Source organism: Dorea sp. MB18-49, from assembly GCF_023669465.1.
Taxonomy (GTDB): domain Bacteria; phylum Bacillota; class Clostridia; order Lachnospirales; family Lachnospiraceae; genus Dorea_A; species Dorea_A longicatena.
Genome location: NZ_JAMOYX010000058.1, coordinates 1 through 16,424, shown reverse-complemented (window position 1 = coordinate 16,424; position 16,424 = coordinate 1). Strand labels below are relative to the sequence as shown.

The window sequence follows — 16,424 nt, the reverse complement described above, 5'->3', positions numbered from 1 at the left end:
ACTATATATAGAATCATCCAAATATGACAAAAAACTTTTGATAATTTCTTCACTGGATAAAAAAGAATTATTCTTCATTTTCTCTGTACCTTTCTCACTTATTTTATATCATTCTTTTTGTAATAAGATCATACGAATCCGGAGATAAATTCATCTGATAAACCTCAACATTATTCTGCTTTGCAAACCAAATTATCTCTTCTTTGTATTTTTTCTCAATTTTTGCACCCAAATAAAATGCCTTTATATTTTCTTTCAAATCTAAAACATATTTACCATTTGGATATTTCAACTTGTCTGGCATTACTTTATTAAAATTTACTGTTACAATACGCCACTCTTTTTCATAGGACCATACATCAGATTTTCGACAAATTGTTTTATATATCCATTTCCCATTTGTATTCGACATATCGCGTTTAGATGTTGTATATCTTTCTTTTGTATATATTATTGGATGCAAATGTTTGTAAAACGTATTGCTTTCATCAAATTCGTATTCTATACAAAAACCTTTATGATTTTGTGCATAATGACTCCACATTAACATCGAATTATAAACTTCTGATAAACACACAACCCTTATAGAATCCTTAATTTCATTCATACAATTATTTAATCCGTTTTGTAAAATATTCTTCAAAGAATCTGAAAGTTTTCCACCATGTGATCGTAAAATTATCTCCATTGCTTTTTCAATATCATCAGAATAAAGAATTCGATTTTTTTCCTCTTTTTTTAATTGAAACCTGTTTTCTAACAATTGTATATATTCCTTCCTATCAAGAAGTTCATCTATTGTATCCGCTTGAAAACAAAATTCACAATCATATGGATCATTAAAGTAAAGTGGTGATGACGGATATACTAAACCTTCAAATGCTTCAAATTTCCATTTTTCAACATTAACCATCCTTTGATGAATATAACTATAATCATTTACTATTTCATTATCAAATGATCTATATCTAAATAATTTTCGTTTCACACACATTATCTCCCCTTTTCTCCCGATACAACTTCGCCGGTCTATGCCCAGCATCCCCCGTCATCTCCCCGGTATCTTCTACCCTATCAGCCACTTTTCTTCGAAACGCCGGAACCAGAAGCTTCGTATCCAGCACCGTCTCATGAATCTGTTGCAATTCTCTCAGTGTAAACTTCTCCGGTAAAAGCCGGAACGCTATATGCGTCTCCGTAATCCACTTGCGAAGCTGTACGATTGCATCTGCAAGAATCAGCTCGTGGTCAAATGCAAGGTCATCGCTTTCTATAGTCTTAAATTTCTTCTTTACATCCCACTTCGAAGTTGTCTCTTCTAATCTTGCATGAAGCTTCTCATCCCCATGTGTCAGGCACAGACTCCATACACCATCTTCTTCCTGAAATGACACATCAAACCACTTCGCATCCGAAGCATCATCTCCTGCCTGGATCATTTCCTGTCCGGCATTGACAAGTGCCATGTATCCATTGCTGATCACCCATCTTCTCGGATCACGGTTTGGATTGCTGTAGGTACCGAACTGTTCCAGGAAATCACAGTTGCAGTTTGTCTCTTCTTTTAATTCACGTTCTGCGGCTTCGCCGATGGTTTCCTTCGGACCAACGAATCCGCCCGGAAGGGCATAACAGCCTTCATATGGTGCCGCACCTCTCTGGATTAAAAGTACCTTTAACTCTTTCTCGGCTATTTTTCTGTAATTATCTTCTTCTTTATCAAACATTCCGAAAATGACGATATCTGCAGTTACGGATGGTTTTGGATATTTTGAATCATCATAAGTCTTTACAAATTCTTCGTTAGCCTTTTGCATTTCTGATTTTTTCCGCATGATTACTACCTCTTTCTTTTTTTGTCCTATATTATTATCTTTATGATAGTATCACTTTGATAGTATGTCAATATACAAATTTACGCACACGAAAAATGTCATCTCATCTTCTAACGTTCTTCGTGTACGTTTATCCTCTTCAGATACTTCACTACCTTGCTTATTTGTTTTTACTGAATCTTTTCACATATACTCTTTACACATATCTCTTTACGCATATCTCTTTGCACATATCTCTTTACGTATACTTCTTCCGCGACAGCCATTTCTGATCAATACACTTCACTTCCCCATCAAACCGAATATGTAAATGCACACCGCCAGATCTCTGATTAATCTTCTCCACAATTCCATGTCCGAATTTCGGATGTGTCACCGCATCGCCAAGCTTATACTGTACCACTTCATCCTTTTTCTTCTGTGCAGTCTTCAGTTGCTGATAAGTATCCCGGACCGGCACGGACTTATCATGAATCCTGTTCTTTAATACCTTATCATAGTCATGATTCATAAGCGCTTCGCCCGCCTTATAATACGGCGTCGGCGCCGCTCCGATTAGAGAACAGCAGTATTTCCACGCACTTCCGTGTGTTCCCGCCTGCCATTTATACTTTTCGGGAATCTGCATATTGTACTGCATGTAATGGGCGTATTCGTGTTTGAATAAATCTATGCGATCCTCTTTGGACAGCGGATTCTTCACACCATATGCAATAAACAACAGCGAAAAATGAAAATGCTCTTTTTCATGTGCACTTCGTCTAGTGTAAGATCCCAGTGTGTCCGTGTCATATCCAAATGTTATCGGCACTTTTGCACCATTCAAATGGAGTTTTCTGTCCAGTTCTTCATATAGGTTCTGTATTAATGCCCGTAAAATCGGGATTTCTTTCTGCAAGCGTTGTCGCAGGAATTGGTCTTCTCGGTTGTAATATGTCATCTTCTCGCACTCTCCATATGCATCTATTTCCAATTCTTCCACACATCCGGCCGATATCCTACCGTTGCCTGCTTTCCATTACGAACAATCGGTGTCTTGATCATCTTTTGATTTTCCAAAATCTTTTCTGCTTTATCTTCCTCTGCTAGATAAGTGATCAGTGCAAGCAGATCTTTATCCTTGCACTCCTGATCGATCAGTTTTTCATATCCTCCGACAGCCTGGCATACCGAATTGAATTCACCTTTACTCAGACCTTTTTCTTTCATATCTACGAACTGGTACTTAATTCCGCGCTCTTTGAAAAATCGTTCAGCTTTTTTGCTGTCGAAGCTTTTCTTGGTTCCGAATATTTGTATGTTCATCCTTGTTCCTCTCTCATTCTTCTCTTTCTACGCTATAATATAACTGTTTTGGACTCTTTGGCTTATCTGGAATACTCAACTTAATTACGCCAGCTTCTACTAATGGATTTACATACGTCTGTATAGCATAAGTAACAGAATTTAACCCCAGATAATCACAAATTTCCTTTCTTGTACGCGGTGTTTTACAAAATACTATTAAATTATTTGTTTCTTCATCATTTGACATATCTTCATAATCATTCTTTGATTCTTTATATAGTTTTACAATAAAACTTCCTCTTTCATCCAAGAATTCTGGCTGTCTTAAGTTATATTTCTCCATTTCCATCCGGATTGTTGGAATTCCTGAATACCTGTTTTCTGTTATTCCCAATGTTTCAAGTGCCGATGCAAGTACCGGATTTCTTGTATCCGGTTGAATTTTTCCTAATTGGTCAATAGTGATTCTTCCATATAATCCACCTGGATTATGTATTTCAATCCTGTCTTCAAACATTATAAGTTGAATCGGCATTCCTTCTGTATGAATACTATAATCACGATGTACTAATGCATTTATAATAGCTTCTCTAACCGCTGTTATTGGATAGTCTGTTCTGTCAGTTCTTCGTCCGGTTGTCGGACTTATAATTGTCTTTGTCCGCATATTGCGTTTCACAAATAATAATGCCTCATCCAACATTTCCGGAATTGTTCCTTCTATTCTCTGATTATCCGAGAATCTTTCCCCCATGTCGCCAAGACTTCCTATTGTTCTCCCAGGAATTACAATTGCCGTAATACACAATTGTGGAAAATATGCCTGTGGATATGGACTAAAAAGCAAAGTCGCACTAAGCGTTACTTTCTCTCCTCGCTTTATGCTCATAAGTTCATAAATACTTTCATTATCAAGTGTTGCTAATCTTCGTTTTCCTCTCTTTAACAGTTCAATATAACGATTCAGTTCTTCCTGATCCAATGACATTAATGTTACTCTCGGAACCTCACGGATATCGTCTTGATATTTTCTTCTATATGCTTCATAACTATAATAATCAAATTTCCAGCCGGGCGCACCACCGTACACTCCCGGACTATCCTATTACTTTCTACAATATAGGCTTTATCGCCTGCTTTATATCCTGCTGCCATAAATGCCTCCTACAAAAGAAAAGGCCAGCTCAAAGGGAAATCAAAGCTGGTCATCCTTACAACCTATTTTGCTGTTACCTTCTCTCGTAAAGCGATACCATCAACAACTCCATTCACGTAATCCTGAGACGCTAATGCACTATGTACTTCCGTAGTTGCGTCCATGTATGCTCCAAGTTGCTGCTTCTGCATATCACTTAACCCTGCTTGCAAATATGATAACAGCCTATCTTCCTGCTGCTTAAGTCGGGTATATTCTTGAGACTGAATATACACACGAAGTGACTCATCAAAATTATCTTTGATGCATTCTTCCAATTCCATGTCAATCACACCTCCAATACCGGGATAAATATTGATCGGCCTGTTTAACAAAATATAAAAAACCCTAGGTAGCGAACCTAATGTTATTAAGTCAAACGTATGTTCTTTTGTCAATTTTAGAATTAAAACGAATCGATTATTGTCTGGATAATATCATTAGCTTTGGCATTAGTATATTTTGCATACAATGCATCAAAAACATGCTCTAGCGTCTGCTTCTGGTCGACTGTAAACTTACTATTAAGATTCAAAACATTATATTTTGTTTTCTTTTTTCCCATATCCATAAGCAGTGATAACTTACTGAGCAGATCTGTATTGGCAACCGAATCAGAATCATCCATATCATAACTATCTAATTCTGTCCCAAGAGAAATGTCCACTCCATCTACATCCGTAACACTTTCATCAGCCAAAAATTTCTTATCGCTCTGAGTTAAACTTCTTTCGTAAGATCGGTGACGTATCTGCCTTGACATTTCATTAGCCCATTCCGTGAACTGACTAAGCAGTTCTTTATAGGCACTATTTTTTTCATAGTCATCTCGTCTTGTATTCGGAATGATATCTTCATTAAAGACAAGCAACTCTCCAACCATCCAGCTATTAAATCGTTCCTCTTTATAACATTTCCTTAATGTATTCTCGTCACCAATAAGAATATTTCCTTGCCTGATCCTAATTCCCTTTATATCTTTATCCAAAACGGTTCCTAAAAAGTTTGTCTCCGCATACCAAAGCATAGCCGTAACTTTTTCGCCAGAATAAAAGGGCACGAAGTTAATATCTGATATAGAATCATTTATTTTTCTTATCCTATCAGCAAGTATTTTATTCTTGTACGGTTTGCAAATATCTATTACCGTACGGTCTGTTCTCAGCTCCACATTATATTCCGCAAGTTCAACCTCCATCTGGACCAACTTTTGTTTTATCATTGAGCCCCATACAAAGTCTCTAGAAAACGGAACCGGAAGATTCTGTTGTAAATACGGGACCACCTCGGAATCATTCAGCAAATCACTTTCTGGGACTACTCCGTAAAGCTCAACTGAAAAGTAATGCTTATTAATACGCTCGGGTATTTCTTCAATTGTGAGAACACTTGATAAAACTTGATCAATCGAATCACGACTGTCCACTTGTGGAGAGAGTAAGTACTTTAATTTTTCAGCATCATATATAATACAGGATGCCTTTTCTTCTCCATGGATAGATGTCAAAAATTTCAACTTCTGACAATATCCTAATCCTGATAATCTTCCAATTCCCCTAAAGCCTCGACTATTAGAATGTCTTTTCTTGGAATTTCCTATATCTATAAGATTTGAGTAAATATCATTTGCTCCAACGCCAGTTCCATTATCTGAAATCTTTATTATCCTTTCAGATTCTGAAACCGTAATTGAGATCTTTTCTTCTCCTTTCTTTAGAATCCCCTGCTCAAGAGCCTCGTCAATTGAATCGGCTGCGTTTTGTACATACTCCCTATATAAGTCTAACGGAGATACATACAATCCGCTTGTAAGGGACTCTAGTGTGAACTTTCCAATTAATAACTGATGCTCCACTATTCTGTCTCCTATAATTCAAATATACTTATCTGATGATACAGTTCTTTAATCTGTTCTTCTATTACAGAAATTATTTGTGTATCACCAGGCTGAGCGCCATTTGTCTTTATTAATACATCTTTCAATTCATCCAAATGTAATAATAGAATTTTTCTTATTGGCGCCTCTTTTAATTCGTATGCGCTGTTCATAATAATCTGCTCCTCTTGTTTTGAAAGCAAATTACTCACGTGAAAATATGGAATGAACTGTAATAATGAGAAATCAAAATCAACTAAGCGTTTGGATTTGTTTGCCTTTATTAGCATCGTTAATTTATCATTATCATGCCCGCTGAACAGATCGATTTTTTTCAACAAATCTGTACATACTTTTTCCCCAAAATTTTCAAGTATACCGGCGATTACTTTGTATCCCGGTTTCGAACTCAGTATCGTTTCAACGATACGAGAATACATAAACGGGAGTTCTTCTAAAATAAATGTGCTAATTATTCTTTTTGTATCCTCCGTGCAATCCGAGAATACTCGAATTGTTGCACTTGGCGTAAGATAAAGAAAATACAATTTTTTCAGTTCTTCATTTTCAATTTTGTCTAACGTTTCCACGCTAAATCTATTACACCCAATATATTCCAGAACTGTATCCTTCTCGAACATCGAATAATACTTCATCCAGGTGTCGATAAGATGTCTATTTTCAGACCACTGTGTATACCGAATCTCTCTTTCAAATTTCGGCTCATCTTTTCTTTCTACAAAATGACCACGTTTATTTAACAATCTTTCAGGCATTGCAAGATACATCACGAAGTCTTCGGCTGTCTTACCAAAATCTGCCTCAAAGAAGGATCTTCCCTGGATACCTTTTCCCTGTGTTGGTATCAACATGCACTGTAGAGCTCGAAGATATTTTGCATTCCAATTAGCACCAATAAATCCTCTTTGATCATTATCTAGCGGAATATATCTCATAGGGAACGAAAAAATAGCAATTTTTCTTCCCAGCTCCTCGGTTAAATTTTCGCCAAGCTCCATAGTCAGGTGCATGCGATAGAATAAGTCCTCTGGTGTATCCGCATGATAAGAGTGCCCTTTACCAGTGAAATCCTCTCCATTGTATAAAAGGTAATTGGACATATGATCAATCCCTGCCCTTGCACACAATGTAATCGCGCGCACATATACATCTTCATCTTCAATATGATCAAAGGCGATACGTGCTGGTTTTATTGCTAATTCTCCTAACCTTTGTGCTTTATGCTCATTAAGTAAAAATGCATCTAACCCCTGGTTGAAATCAACATGTCTTACAACAGTTTTTCCTGTTTTCGGATTTACAAATGTTGCACCTTTTTCAAATCCTAATGCTTTTATCTCATCAATTATTTGATCAAATTTGGGAGATCTCAAAACATTATTATCCATCAACAAAAGGTCTCGTTTTGGTCCAAACTCTTTATCAATTCTCTTAATACTATCTGAAATAGATACATATGGCTCATATGTAGGTTCCAATGTTTTAACCGCACAAAAAGTACAGTTCATACCACAGCCCCTAGTCATATATGTAAAGTATGCATCCTCCGCAGGATATTTATACTCATCCTTTATATCGTCCAATATCCCGTAATCCAAAGGAAGTGTGTCGATACACTCCTCCCCTTTTAATCCAAGGGTACCTTCGTGATTAAGAAGTCCGGTATTATTTATTACAGTAGGAAATTCCTTTGCAATCCACTCCGGCCGCAGTGTTGCCAGGATACCTCCCGTAAAAACCTTTCCGCCTGGTTTTACTACAGACAGCGCATATTGTAATGCTTTTTTTGTATTTTCCCACTCGAAGGTAAAAAGAGTAGTTACATATACTCTATCCCATTTTTTATTTTCTAGTCCCTCCGGTAATCTTCCCTTTGCGAATCTTACATAATCGTGCATGATATAACGATGAAAATACGCAATTTTCATTAGCCCGATTGGTGGGTATTTATTTTTGTATGCCGGTTCAATTAACAATATATCTTCCACGATTAAACTCCTACGCATAGTGAAACCGTCCTGGAGCGCTATCACCAGAACGGTTTCATTATAACCATTTTCTTTTGATTTGTCGATCCCTGACTTCTCTACTATTTTTTCTTATCAATTTCTTTCATTAACTGAGTTACTGCTGTATTAATTTTTCTCAATGAAAATAATATGTCTTTACTATTGCCAACAGCCTCTTTTTTTAACTCATCGCAAAAATCTTTTTCTGAAATTAATCTCTGAAATTTTTTTACTTTTTCATAGTTGTCACCGCTTCTTCCGGTGGCCTCAAAACGTGCATGGGCCTCTTCTAAGTCGATATCACCTTTAATATAATCCTGCATTATATGCGTTGAACTTTTACCCTCATCAGAAGCAATTTTTCCCAGTATATCTCTTACGTCCTGAGCTCTGACAATTTCCCCTGTCTTTACCTGCTTTGCGAAAAACGAATCCATCTCTGGATAAGTGTTTCGATATTGTTTAATGCCTTTGTTCTGTACATACTGCTCATACATATTCCAATGAGATTGATGAGTATCATTATGCTCTACCATCAAGCCATATATCTCACAGTATTTTTTTACAGTTATCGCTGAAATACCCACTTGTTTTCCCAAGGCAGAATCCGAACATCCCAATTCCTTCTTTTGTCTATAAATATAGGCGGCTTGTTCAAATTTACTCCAATCCTTTTTAGGATTTAAATGGAATGTACCGAGAAGTGTAAATATATCTGAGTCAGAAATATCCTCTGGTAATATCTGCACCAAGACTCTAGACCATTTAAGCGGGTCATTTTTTGCTAAGATTCTGTATGCTGCCAGGCGGCTATTTCCCTCCAACACAACATATCTATCTTTTCGTTTGACCACTATCAGCGGCTCAATAAGGCCACCATTTTGCATGATTTGTGACTTCAAACTCTTAACATGGTCCAGTGAACACATTATCTCTTCAATTTCTGTCTGAGTCGGATTATCGTGTCCATTTTCATGCAATACCGAATATACTCTAGGATTATCAAGGTAAAACAATAAATCTTGTTGTAATAATTCTGTTTCGGTAACTTCAAACTTTTTCTGTCCAATAACTCTTATTCCCATACTGCCACCTTATTCATCTACTTCTTCAAATCCCAAAATGCTTTTTACAATATCTCCAAAACTATAATCAGCCACGCCTTGATAATCTCCTAAGCTGATATCTCCCTGTGATAATGCCGCTGCATTTTGCTTAGCTTTCAATAATAAGTCAACCCATTCATCTATACTGTCCTTAATAATAATATTATGAACATAGCATGTTTTTTTCTGTGAAATGCGGTGTATTCTATCCTGTGCCTGCAAATAATCATCTAGGCTGAAACCTCTATCATAGAAAATAACATGATTAGCCATTGTTAGTGTCAGACCTTCTTTTGCAGATGCTGGAGTTGCAAAGAGAATACGAATATCATCATCATGAAATTTTTGGACAGAACGATTTCTAGCATCCATATTCATTTTCCCATGTATTTTTACAGCACCTAAATCCTGATACTTTTTAGTGAAGTAATCTATATTCTCAATAAAATTACTCCATACAATACATTTTTCACCATTTGCCAATATTTTTTGAATAAGTTCATCCAACAAAGGCTCCTTTGCAGATGCTTCGCATTCCTCGTCTACCAATTTGGGATTTGATGTAACCTGTATTAAGCGAAGTAGACGCTTGACAATTGCAGAGGAATCATCAATATATCTTTCACCATCTCTTACCACTTCAGCATATAATTCAGTTCTTATCCGCTCGTACAACTCCTCTTGCATACGATTGAATTCTGTAACTTCCTGTATATATACTTTATCCGGCAGTGTAATGATTCCACTATTTTTTGTTTCGCGAACTGTAAAAGAACTTATCCTATTAAAAATCTGGGAAATATTATCTTCAAACTCTTCCTGTAAATCAGTATTTCTACTAAGTTTATTGCTAAGGTCTGTTTCCTTTTTAAACTCGTTAAAATCAGCCCCCAGACTTTCTCCAAAGTCCAAAAAATATATCTGTGCCCAGATATCATATGGTCTATTGGCTACAGGTGTACCTGTCATTATAATTCTTCGCTGAAACAACGGAGCCAACTCAAAATAGGTCTTTGTTAATTTTGAATTAGGATTCTTCAATTTTGCAGACTCATCAATAATTATCCCGACATTTCTAACTTTCAAATACAATTCGAATTGTTGTTTTTCTGTTTCTAGAGTCTCAAAATTTGTCAACACCACTCTGTATGGTCCACAAAAAATTCGGTAGTTATTATTTTTATCTGTATTTAACACTGCAGGTTTTATCGAAGTATGGTCTTTAAACTCGTTAACCCAGTTTGCAACCAGCTGTTTTTTGGTAACAATTAAAGCAGTATCCATCGAACACTCTGACAGCCAATATAAAAGCACATCAATGGCAATTTTAGTTTTACCCAATCCCTGCTCATGAAAAATCGCAGCATATTCTAAATCTTTCACCGCATCTACAGCTTCTTGCTGATACGGAAAAGCCTTAAATTTGGCTATATATTTAGGCTCTCGTTTTAACTTGTTACTTTTCATAACTATACAATCATTCCAATCGCTTTTACTTCATAATCCCCAGGTATTTCTTTCTTGATTTTTCCAAGAATATTATTTGCCCTGGCCCGGTCTTCAAGAGGAACTGCCAAAACAAATGTTGCATGTCCCTGGTTTAATGAACATTTTTTCAAGTATGAGTAATATTGATTTATACTATGTTCTCTCAAAATGTCATCACTTGTTTTTGCCTCTCCTATAAACATAACACCGTTGTATTCAAAAAATACGTCTGGTCTGTATCCTTCCATTGTCAATTGAGGAAGCGGTCGTCCATCATTAATATCGGTTTCGATAAAATAACTCAACTCCTCCCCAACGCTATCTTTAATAAATCTTAAGGCGTATTCAACTAAAACCTTATGCTTATTTGATTCTCCCATATCAGTTACCATCAATTTCATCTAAGACTATGCTCTGCACTGTCTCAACTACTTTTCGTAGTGCGTTTAATTTTTCCTCATACTCAGCATCTGTTTTTAGCTTAAGGACCTCCACATGTGTAATGTCAAACATTCTCTTTGAAAGTTCATTGGCCAACATCTCGTAGGTAACATTTTTCAGAGAATCCGGTGTGATATCCTCAGCTTCTAAAATTTTCTTAGCCGCAGCCGTGTCATGCTTTAAAAAAGCCTGCCTTGCTCTTTTACTATTCAGAATCTGTGGTAATCGTCTCACGTCTTCTAATCGAGAGAATTTTTCATCTACCATCCATTGTGCAAAATCAGTTTTGTCATATCCATGTAACTGAAGACTTTCCACAACATTCTTTTTTTGTAATTCAACAAAGCCGGAAAATTTCTTTTGATCGAACTGTGTGTCATCCTCACATAGTGGAGCATATATATCTCTCATATCTTTATATGCTTGAATCATGTAGCGAATTTCTGATGCTTTTGAGGATCCACCACAATACGCCAAAAGTTCTTTCATAGGCATTTTCTCTTCGTCCGAAAGAAAGGTTAAATATTTCGCCTTGGCATAAGCATCCCAATCTCTTGGTCCAACCAAATGTGCCTGTAACCGAATTGAGTGCATTTCATTATTTTCGAGATTCTCATAGATGATAGCCCTGATTTTATTCCAATTTCCTGGCACATTGTCCCTAATAAAATCTCTATATATTTGCAGACGAGTGTTACCCTCGATAACTACGTATCTGCCATCCGGAAAGTGATTTACAATAATTGGATTAATGATTCCACCATGCTCCTTGATAGACTCCTTTAAACTTGCACAACTGTCAGTTCCAGTTCCTAGCAGCATAGCAAGTAATTCTCCTGATCTGCTTTCTTCCGGATAGTTTTGTAAATAATTTTGTATACGCGGATTTGTAAAATCCAAATCTAATAAAGCTGTATCAATCTCAGTATATGAACTCATTTAGCGCCCTCCTCTATCTCATCACTATTTTTTCTTGTACGCCTGGGATCTTCAGGCTTTATCGCATTATCAGGTATTAGCCATGTATTTCCCTTCATAATCGCTCCTTCGATCCGCCCATTTGTACAGTATGTTGTTACTCTTCGTCTGGAGAGCCCCCACTTTTTTGCCATTTCGGTTGTTGTTAAAAGTTCCATATACTTCCTCCATATTACAATGACAACATATTTATTATAATCCTTTAGAGGAACACTTTCAATGGAATATCTTGTACAAATGGTAAAATCCGCGGACACGCTTTATGCCGATAAAGTTTCGGCGCACAAGCAGTTGTCCGCGGATTTTACTTACACCCCTTGTGGGGAAATTCTATTCACACCTTTATAATTTTCTTCCAGAAAATATGGTGTATAATAATCATTTTTTATAATAATAATGTCAATTTCTCCATCTTCTACCTGCAATGGTTCTACTACTACCCTTGGACGTACCCCACCTGCAAATTTTTTATCTCTAAGAAAATCAACCATTTTCTGTGTATTTCTTCTGTTAGAATCATTCTTTACATCTTGAATACTACATTCCTTTTCTTCATCGATTCCTATGATTATGTATGCATCGCGGCATTCCATGTTATTTGCCATACAAATAATATCATGCAACAAATCTGCTTGTTTTTCTTTTGAATACCATTCTCTTTTAAAATCCCAATAAGCCCCCTCTTGCTTTTGTGATATTAAATTATAAATTTTTTCTTTTTGTTTATTTGTAACTATTTCTTCTCATACCTCCGCCGATAATACTCCAAACTCCGATACCCAAGCACATCCCCCATCTGCTCGCCAAACGCCATATTCCCAACAACTTCTCCAATTTCATCCCTCAACGCCAACGCATACCCATCCTTCTCCACAAAGAATCCATAATCCGCCGAGTTCCGCACATTTTTGAAAGAAACCGCCGCCTGCTTAAGGATTTCTTCCCTGTGTGCAACGAATAACACCCGTTCATATTTTGCCGAATCAAATGCAGCAAGGTATGTCTTTCCGATTCCGGTGGCCGCATATACAAGTCCTTTCGCCGCACCTTCCATGCGGCTTTCCTGTAACGCATATAGTGCCTCTATCTGTGCTCCCCGCGGGCGGTACAACATTCGGACATTTTCAGCATTCCTGTCCTCTCCATCTTCTGTAGCGTCATATTTCGCCAGATCCCTCGACACCGCCGGCTTCTTCCATGCCTTGGAATATCGTTTTAATTCTTCATCATCTATAATGATCGAATGGTTCAGAAACAGATCTTCAAATGTAGCATAGAACAATTCATAATTCTTTTTGTCCAGTGTATCACTGAATCTGTAATTCCATTCGATTCCTGAAGTTAACGCACTTTTGGAAATATTCGATGATCCGATGTATATTTCATTCGAAGATTCATAATGAAAGATATAAGATTTTGGATGAAATGAGCGTGATGTTTCATTATACAGGCGCAGATCCACACGGTCACCGAGCTCGCTCTTGATCAGATATAAAGCCGACGGCTGTGTGATTCCCAGATAATTTCCCGTCAGGATACGGATCTTCACGCCCCGGTCCAGCGCCCGTTTCATATCATTTAAGAGCATCCGCACACCCGACTCCATCAGAAATGAGACGATGATATCAATCTGCTTCGCCTTTGCCATACTCATTTTCAGTTGATAATATAGATACCGGCTCCGGTCTCTGTCCCCGGTCATTACATTCGTAGATTCGATCTCATATGTATCTATTCTTTCCTCAAAATTAGATTGAGCCATTTTTCTTCTCCCCGCCCCGGACGTACCTCTGATGTAATCCATTGTTCTTCTATCTCTAATTCATCCATGTCCTGAATCAATTTTGCAAATGTCTCTTCTGTCATATCCGTAAAATATCTGCCATTTCGTTCGCCTTCGAATGTTCCGTACTTGAAAGATGTGTAAATGATTCCGTGGGCTCGAAGAGCGTTTGCCATCTTCTTTATAATGTCCCGCAGTTCATTTGCCGGAACATGAAGGATTGACGAGCATGCCCAGATTCCGTCGTAGGCTTCTTTTTCATCCAGGTCCTGGAACAGCATGTGCTTTACCTGGATGCCTGTATATTCGCTTGCAAGTTTGCATAGTTCCTGTGAACCGTCTATGGCAGTGACTTTGCAGCCTTGCTCCAAGAAATATTTTGTGTCGCGGCCGGAACCGCAGCCGTAGTCCAAGATTTCCGCTCCCGGATGCAGTTTGTCCAGGAAGTGATTCTGTATGGTGCCGAAGTCTACGGATATGGTGCCGGTGATGAATTTTTTTGCGTTTTTGTTGTAGTAGTCTAGTGTTGTGGTTGATTTTGTGGTTTCGTTTCTTGCGTTCACGCTTGCCTCCTGAGATTATGTTACTCGTTCCAACATCATTTTATATTAATTATACTGTACTTGGTGAAACGGCACAACTTATCATCTTTTTAATTTTTATAGTTGACTTTTATTAACAAGCAGGTTAATATTATATATAAGAAATGGGTTTAGTGTCGCGTACAATCTTAGGATTCAACCGAGTTGCTCATTTCTTTTTTTATGTCTATAATATCGTATAAATATTTTACCATTTTCCGAATGTCTTACAATCATGGATGCATGAAAAACATTATATCTTTCAACATCTCCATTTTTATTATATACCGGAAGCGCAAAACGCGAATCATATCTATACTAACCATATTTCGCATTTCGATTATGCTTTCCTTCGTTATTTTTCTTGTAATTATTTCCCTGAGCTATTTCCAATAACTCTGGAATTCCTTGCGCTGCATTCGCCTTTGCTTTAGCAACTGCACCTTTTAATTTATATGTATATTTTGATCCTGTATACTCGTTTGGTAAATCATTTCCAATATATATAATCTCATCATCTGGTGCAACTTTGTAAGAACAACAATAAGAATAAAAATTAGAAGTTCCAATGAATTTCGATAGGTACTTCCTTAGTTACAGGGTCTTTTTTGCCAACAAGAATGTAGTCAATCAGTTTTTCTACAATTTCCCTGTCTAAGTGTTCAAGATTTGTATATTGCTCAATTAACTGGCGACGATTATCACCGTCTTCCATTTTTCTTTCAAGCGTATCAAGCTGTTTTTGCGTATCAGCCACCAGTTTTTCAAGCCTTTCTTTTTGAGTAACGAAGTCCTTTGATAAATCTAAATAATCTTGTTCTGAAAGAATACCTTTTACCTTATCTAAATATAGTTCACGAATACCTTTTGTATATTCGGCAATTTTCTTTTCATAAGTAGAAATAGTAGATTTTAGGGCTTCTTGTTTTTCTTTTAAATTATTATTAAAAGTGACATTTTGCTCCAGTTCATCCTTATCAAGATATGCCATTGACATACGGTTCAATTCTTTAATTACAGCTTGTTCCAGTTTGGGAACAGATATAAAAGAACCGATACAAGCGTCTTTTGACACGTGGCGATTAGAACATTGCAGATACCGTCTGCCATCTGTCTGTTTATTAGAACGCATTGTATAACCACAATACATGCAACGAGTTTTTTGAGCAAATAACCCGATAGTACCGACGGAAAAAGGTTTTGCATTTTGTTCAATCAGCGATTGTACTTTATCCCAAAGTTCTCGGTCAATGATAGCTTCGTGTGTCCCCTCAACTCTATACCACTCGTCTTTGGGTCTGGGTTTGTTCTGTTTAGTTTTATAAGAAACACTACCGTATTTTCCTTGTACCATATTTCCGATATACATTTCGTTGCACAACATATCAGAAATAGCAAAATATTTCCAAAGTGTGCTGTTTTTTCTTGTGGGTTGCTTATAACGTAACCCATGAAGTCGTTTGTATTCTGTCGGGTTCGGTACACCACGGTCATTCAGCATACGAGCAATACCTTACGCTTGTAAGAGGGCAGGTCAGAAATATAATCACAGCCGACTTTTGACTGCATATCCTTAAAAATATCGCTCATTTCATCACTCCAATCTAATTTTAGGCAAGAAAAAAGCAGTCAATCCTAAGACTAACTACTTTATAAATATGACTAATAGTTTTTCATTCAACTACTTATTCCAAAAATTTTTTATTTTATATAGCCAAATTGCTTTTCGTACTTCTTTTTGAATTTTTCTCTGTTTTGCGTATTGAATTTCTTTTGGTTGTTTAAGTTCTTCTAAAATATCATATTGAGAATTATAAGTACGTA

17 protein-coding genes and 2 pseudogenes are annotated in these 16,424 nt (G+C 36.9%); all 19 read right to left on the bottom strand.

Features of this window, described 5'->3' with window-relative positions; all coding sequences use genetic code 11:
* Positions 1-103: 103 nt before the first annotated feature.
* Positions 104-988, bottom strand: coding sequence for a DUF2971 domain-containing protein (locus NCY30_RS15255; protein ID WP_173784984.1), 885 nt, complete (start codon positions 986-988; stop codon positions 104-106).
* Positions 969-1,835 carry an NUDIX hydrolase gene (locus tag NCY30_RS13315; protein ID WP_022415915.1) on the bottom strand — a complete coding sequence of 289 codons (867 nt, stop codon included), beginning with the start codon at positions 1,833-1,835 and terminating at the stop codon, positions 969-971. Before NCY30_RS13315 ends, NCY30_RS15255 begins: the two co-directional genes overlap by 20 nt.
* 238 nt (positions 1,836-2,073) lie before the next feature.
* Positions 2,074-2,775, bottom strand: a complete 702-nt coding sequence (locus NCY30_RS13310) for a hypothetical protein (protein WP_006427684.1) — start codon at positions 2,773-2,775, stop codon at positions 2,074-2,076.
* Between the two features lie 23 nt (positions 2,776-2,798).
* Positions 2,799-3,140: an arsenate reductase family protein gene (locus tag NCY30_RS13305; protein ID WP_173784985.1), complete on the bottom strand. Its 342-nt coding sequence runs from the start codon at positions 3,138-3,140 to the stop codon at positions 2,799-2,801.
* 13 nt (positions 3,141-3,153) lie between these two features.
* On the bottom strand, positions 3,154-4,110 hold the full coding sequence (locus NCY30_RS13300) for an ATP-binding protein (protein ID WP_250818805.1): 957 nt from the start codon (positions 4,108-4,110) through the stop codon (positions 3,154-3,156).
* A gap of 5 nt (positions 4,111-4,115) precedes the next feature.
* Complete coding sequence (locus NCY30_RS13295; protein WP_192934889.1) at positions 4,116-4,277, bottom strand: hypothetical protein; 162 nt, start codon at positions 4,275-4,277, stop codon at positions 4,116-4,118.
* A gap of 63 nt (positions 4,278-4,340) precedes the next feature.
* Positions 4,341-4,601 carry a DUF6809 family protein gene (locus NCY30_RS13290; protein ID WP_117598312.1) on the bottom strand — a complete coding sequence of 87 codons (261 nt, stop codon included), beginning with the start codon at positions 4,599-4,601 and terminating at the stop codon, positions 4,341-4,343.
* Positions 4,602-4,723: 122 nt separating this feature from the next.
* Positions 4,724-6,172, bottom strand: coding sequence for an ATP-binding protein (locus NCY30_RS13285; protein ID WP_161170223.1), 1,449 nt, complete (start codon positions 6,170-6,172; stop codon positions 4,724-4,726).
* A gap of 11 nt (positions 6,173-6,183) precedes the next feature.
* Positions 6,184-8,202 (bottom strand): radical SAM protein, encoded by a 2,019-nt coding sequence (locus NCY30_RS13280; RefSeq protein WP_117557942.1) that lies wholly within the window; start codon positions 8,200-8,202, stop codon positions 6,184-6,186.
* A gap of 101 nt (positions 8,203-8,303) precedes the next feature.
* The gene (locus NCY30_RS13275; protein WP_117557944.1) at positions 8,304-9,308 is read right to left on the bottom strand and encodes a ParB N-terminal domain-containing protein; all 1,005 of its coding nucleotides are present in this window, start codon (positions 9,306-9,308) and stop codon (positions 8,304-8,306) included.
* A gap of 9 nt (positions 9,309-9,317) precedes the next feature.
* A complete protein-coding gene (locus NCY30_RS13270; protein WP_117557946.1) occupies positions 9,318-10,796 on the bottom strand; it encodes a DEAD/DEAH box helicase in 1,479 nt (492 codons plus the stop codon).
* Between the two features lie 2 nt (positions 10,797-10,798).
* Positions 10,799-11,197 (bottom strand): hypothetical protein, encoded by a 399-nt coding sequence (locus NCY30_RS13265; RefSeq protein WP_147343512.1) that lies wholly within the window; start codon positions 11,195-11,197, stop codon positions 10,799-10,801.
* Position 11,198: 1 nt separating this feature from the next.
* On the bottom strand, positions 11,199-12,197 hold the full coding sequence (locus NCY30_RS13260) for a ParB/RepB/Spo0J family partition protein (protein WP_117557950.1): 999 nt from the start codon (positions 12,195-12,197) through the stop codon (positions 11,199-11,201).
* A complete protein-coding gene (locus NCY30_RS13255; RefSeq protein WP_117557952.1) occupies positions 12,194-12,394 on the bottom strand; it encodes a helix-turn-helix domain-containing protein in 201 nt (66 codons plus the stop codon). Before NCY30_RS13255 ends, NCY30_RS13260 begins: the two co-directional genes overlap by 4 nt.
* A 150-nt stretch (positions 12,395-12,544) precedes the next feature.
* Positions 12,545-12,934, bottom strand: a complete 390-nt coding sequence (locus NCY30_RS13250; RefSeq protein WP_256171730.1) for an RNA-binding domain-containing protein — start codon at positions 12,932-12,934, stop codon at positions 12,545-12,547.
* Positions 12,935-13,098: 164 nt separating this feature from the next.
* A pseudogene (locus NCY30_RS13245) lies at positions 13,099-13,998 on the bottom strand (DEAD/DEAH box helicase family protein); the annotation flags it as partial.
* On the bottom strand, positions 13,968-14,582 hold the full coding sequence (locus NCY30_RS13240; protein WP_173785137.1) for a class I SAM-dependent methyltransferase: 615 nt from the start codon (positions 14,580-14,582) through the stop codon (positions 13,968-13,970). The pseudogene NCY30_RS13245 and the gene NCY30_RS13240, both read right to left, overlap by 31 nt.
* A 574-nt stretch (positions 14,583-15,156) precedes the next feature.
* Positions 15,157-16,101, bottom strand: coding sequence for a recombinase family protein (locus NCY30_RS13235; protein ID WP_243272210.1), 945 nt, complete (start codon positions 16,099-16,101; stop codon positions 15,157-15,159).
* An 8-nt stretch (positions 16,102-16,109) separates the two neighbouring features.
* A pseudogene (locus NCY30_RS13230) lies at positions 16,110-16,190 on the bottom strand (conjugal transfer protein); the annotation flags it as partial.
* Positions 16,191-16,424: the final 234 nt, after the last annotated feature.

Bases quoted from the DNA above. Each gene is read 5' to 3' on its own strand.
- NCY30_RS13315 (WP_022415915.1), bottom strand. From the start codon at position 1,835: ATGCGGAAAAAATCAGAAATGCAAAAGGCTAACGAAGAATTTGTAAAG.
- NCY30_RS13310 (WP_006427684.1), bottom strand. From the start codon at position 2,775: ATGACATATTACAACCGAGAAGACCAATTCCTGCGACAACGCTTGCAG.
- NCY30_RS13305 (WP_173784985.1), bottom strand. From the start codon at position 3,140: ATGAACATACAAATATTCGGAACCAAGAAAAGCTTCGACAGCAAAAAA.
- NCY30_RS13300 (WP_250818805.1), bottom strand. From the start codon at position 4,110: ATGTCATTGGATCAGGAAGAACTGAATCGTTATATTGAACTGTTAAAG.
- NCY30_RS13295 (WP_192934889.1), bottom strand. From the start codon at position 4,277: ATGGCAGCAGGATATAAAGCAGGCGATAAAGCCTATATTGTAGAAAGT.
- NCY30_RS13290 (WP_117598312.1), bottom strand. From the start codon at position 4,601: ATGGAATTGGAAGAATGCATCAAAGATAATTTTGATGAGTCACTTCGT.
- NCY30_RS13275 (WP_117557944.1), bottom strand. From the start codon at position 9,308: ATGGGAATAAGAGTTATTGGACAGAAAAAGTTTGAAGTTACCGAAACA.
- NCY30_RS13270 (WP_117557946.1), bottom strand. From the start codon at position 10,796: ATGAAAAGTAACAAGTTAAAACGAGAGCCTAAATATATAGCCAAATTT.
- NCY30_RS13265 (WP_147343512.1), bottom strand. From the start codon at position 11,197: ATGGGAGAATCAAATAAGCATAAGGTTTTAGTTGAATACGCCTTAAGA.
- NCY30_RS13260 (WP_117557950.1), bottom strand. From the start codon at position 12,197: ATGAGTTCATATACTGAGATTGATACAGCTTTATTAGATTTGGATTTT.
- NCY30_RS13255 (WP_117557952.1), bottom strand. From the start codon at position 12,394: ATGGAACTTTTAACAACAACCGAAATGGCAAAAAAGTGGGGGCTCTCC.
- NCY30_RS13235 (WP_243272210.1), bottom strand. From the start codon at position 16,101: ATGCTGAATGACCGTGGTGTACCGAACCCGACAGAATACAAACGACTT.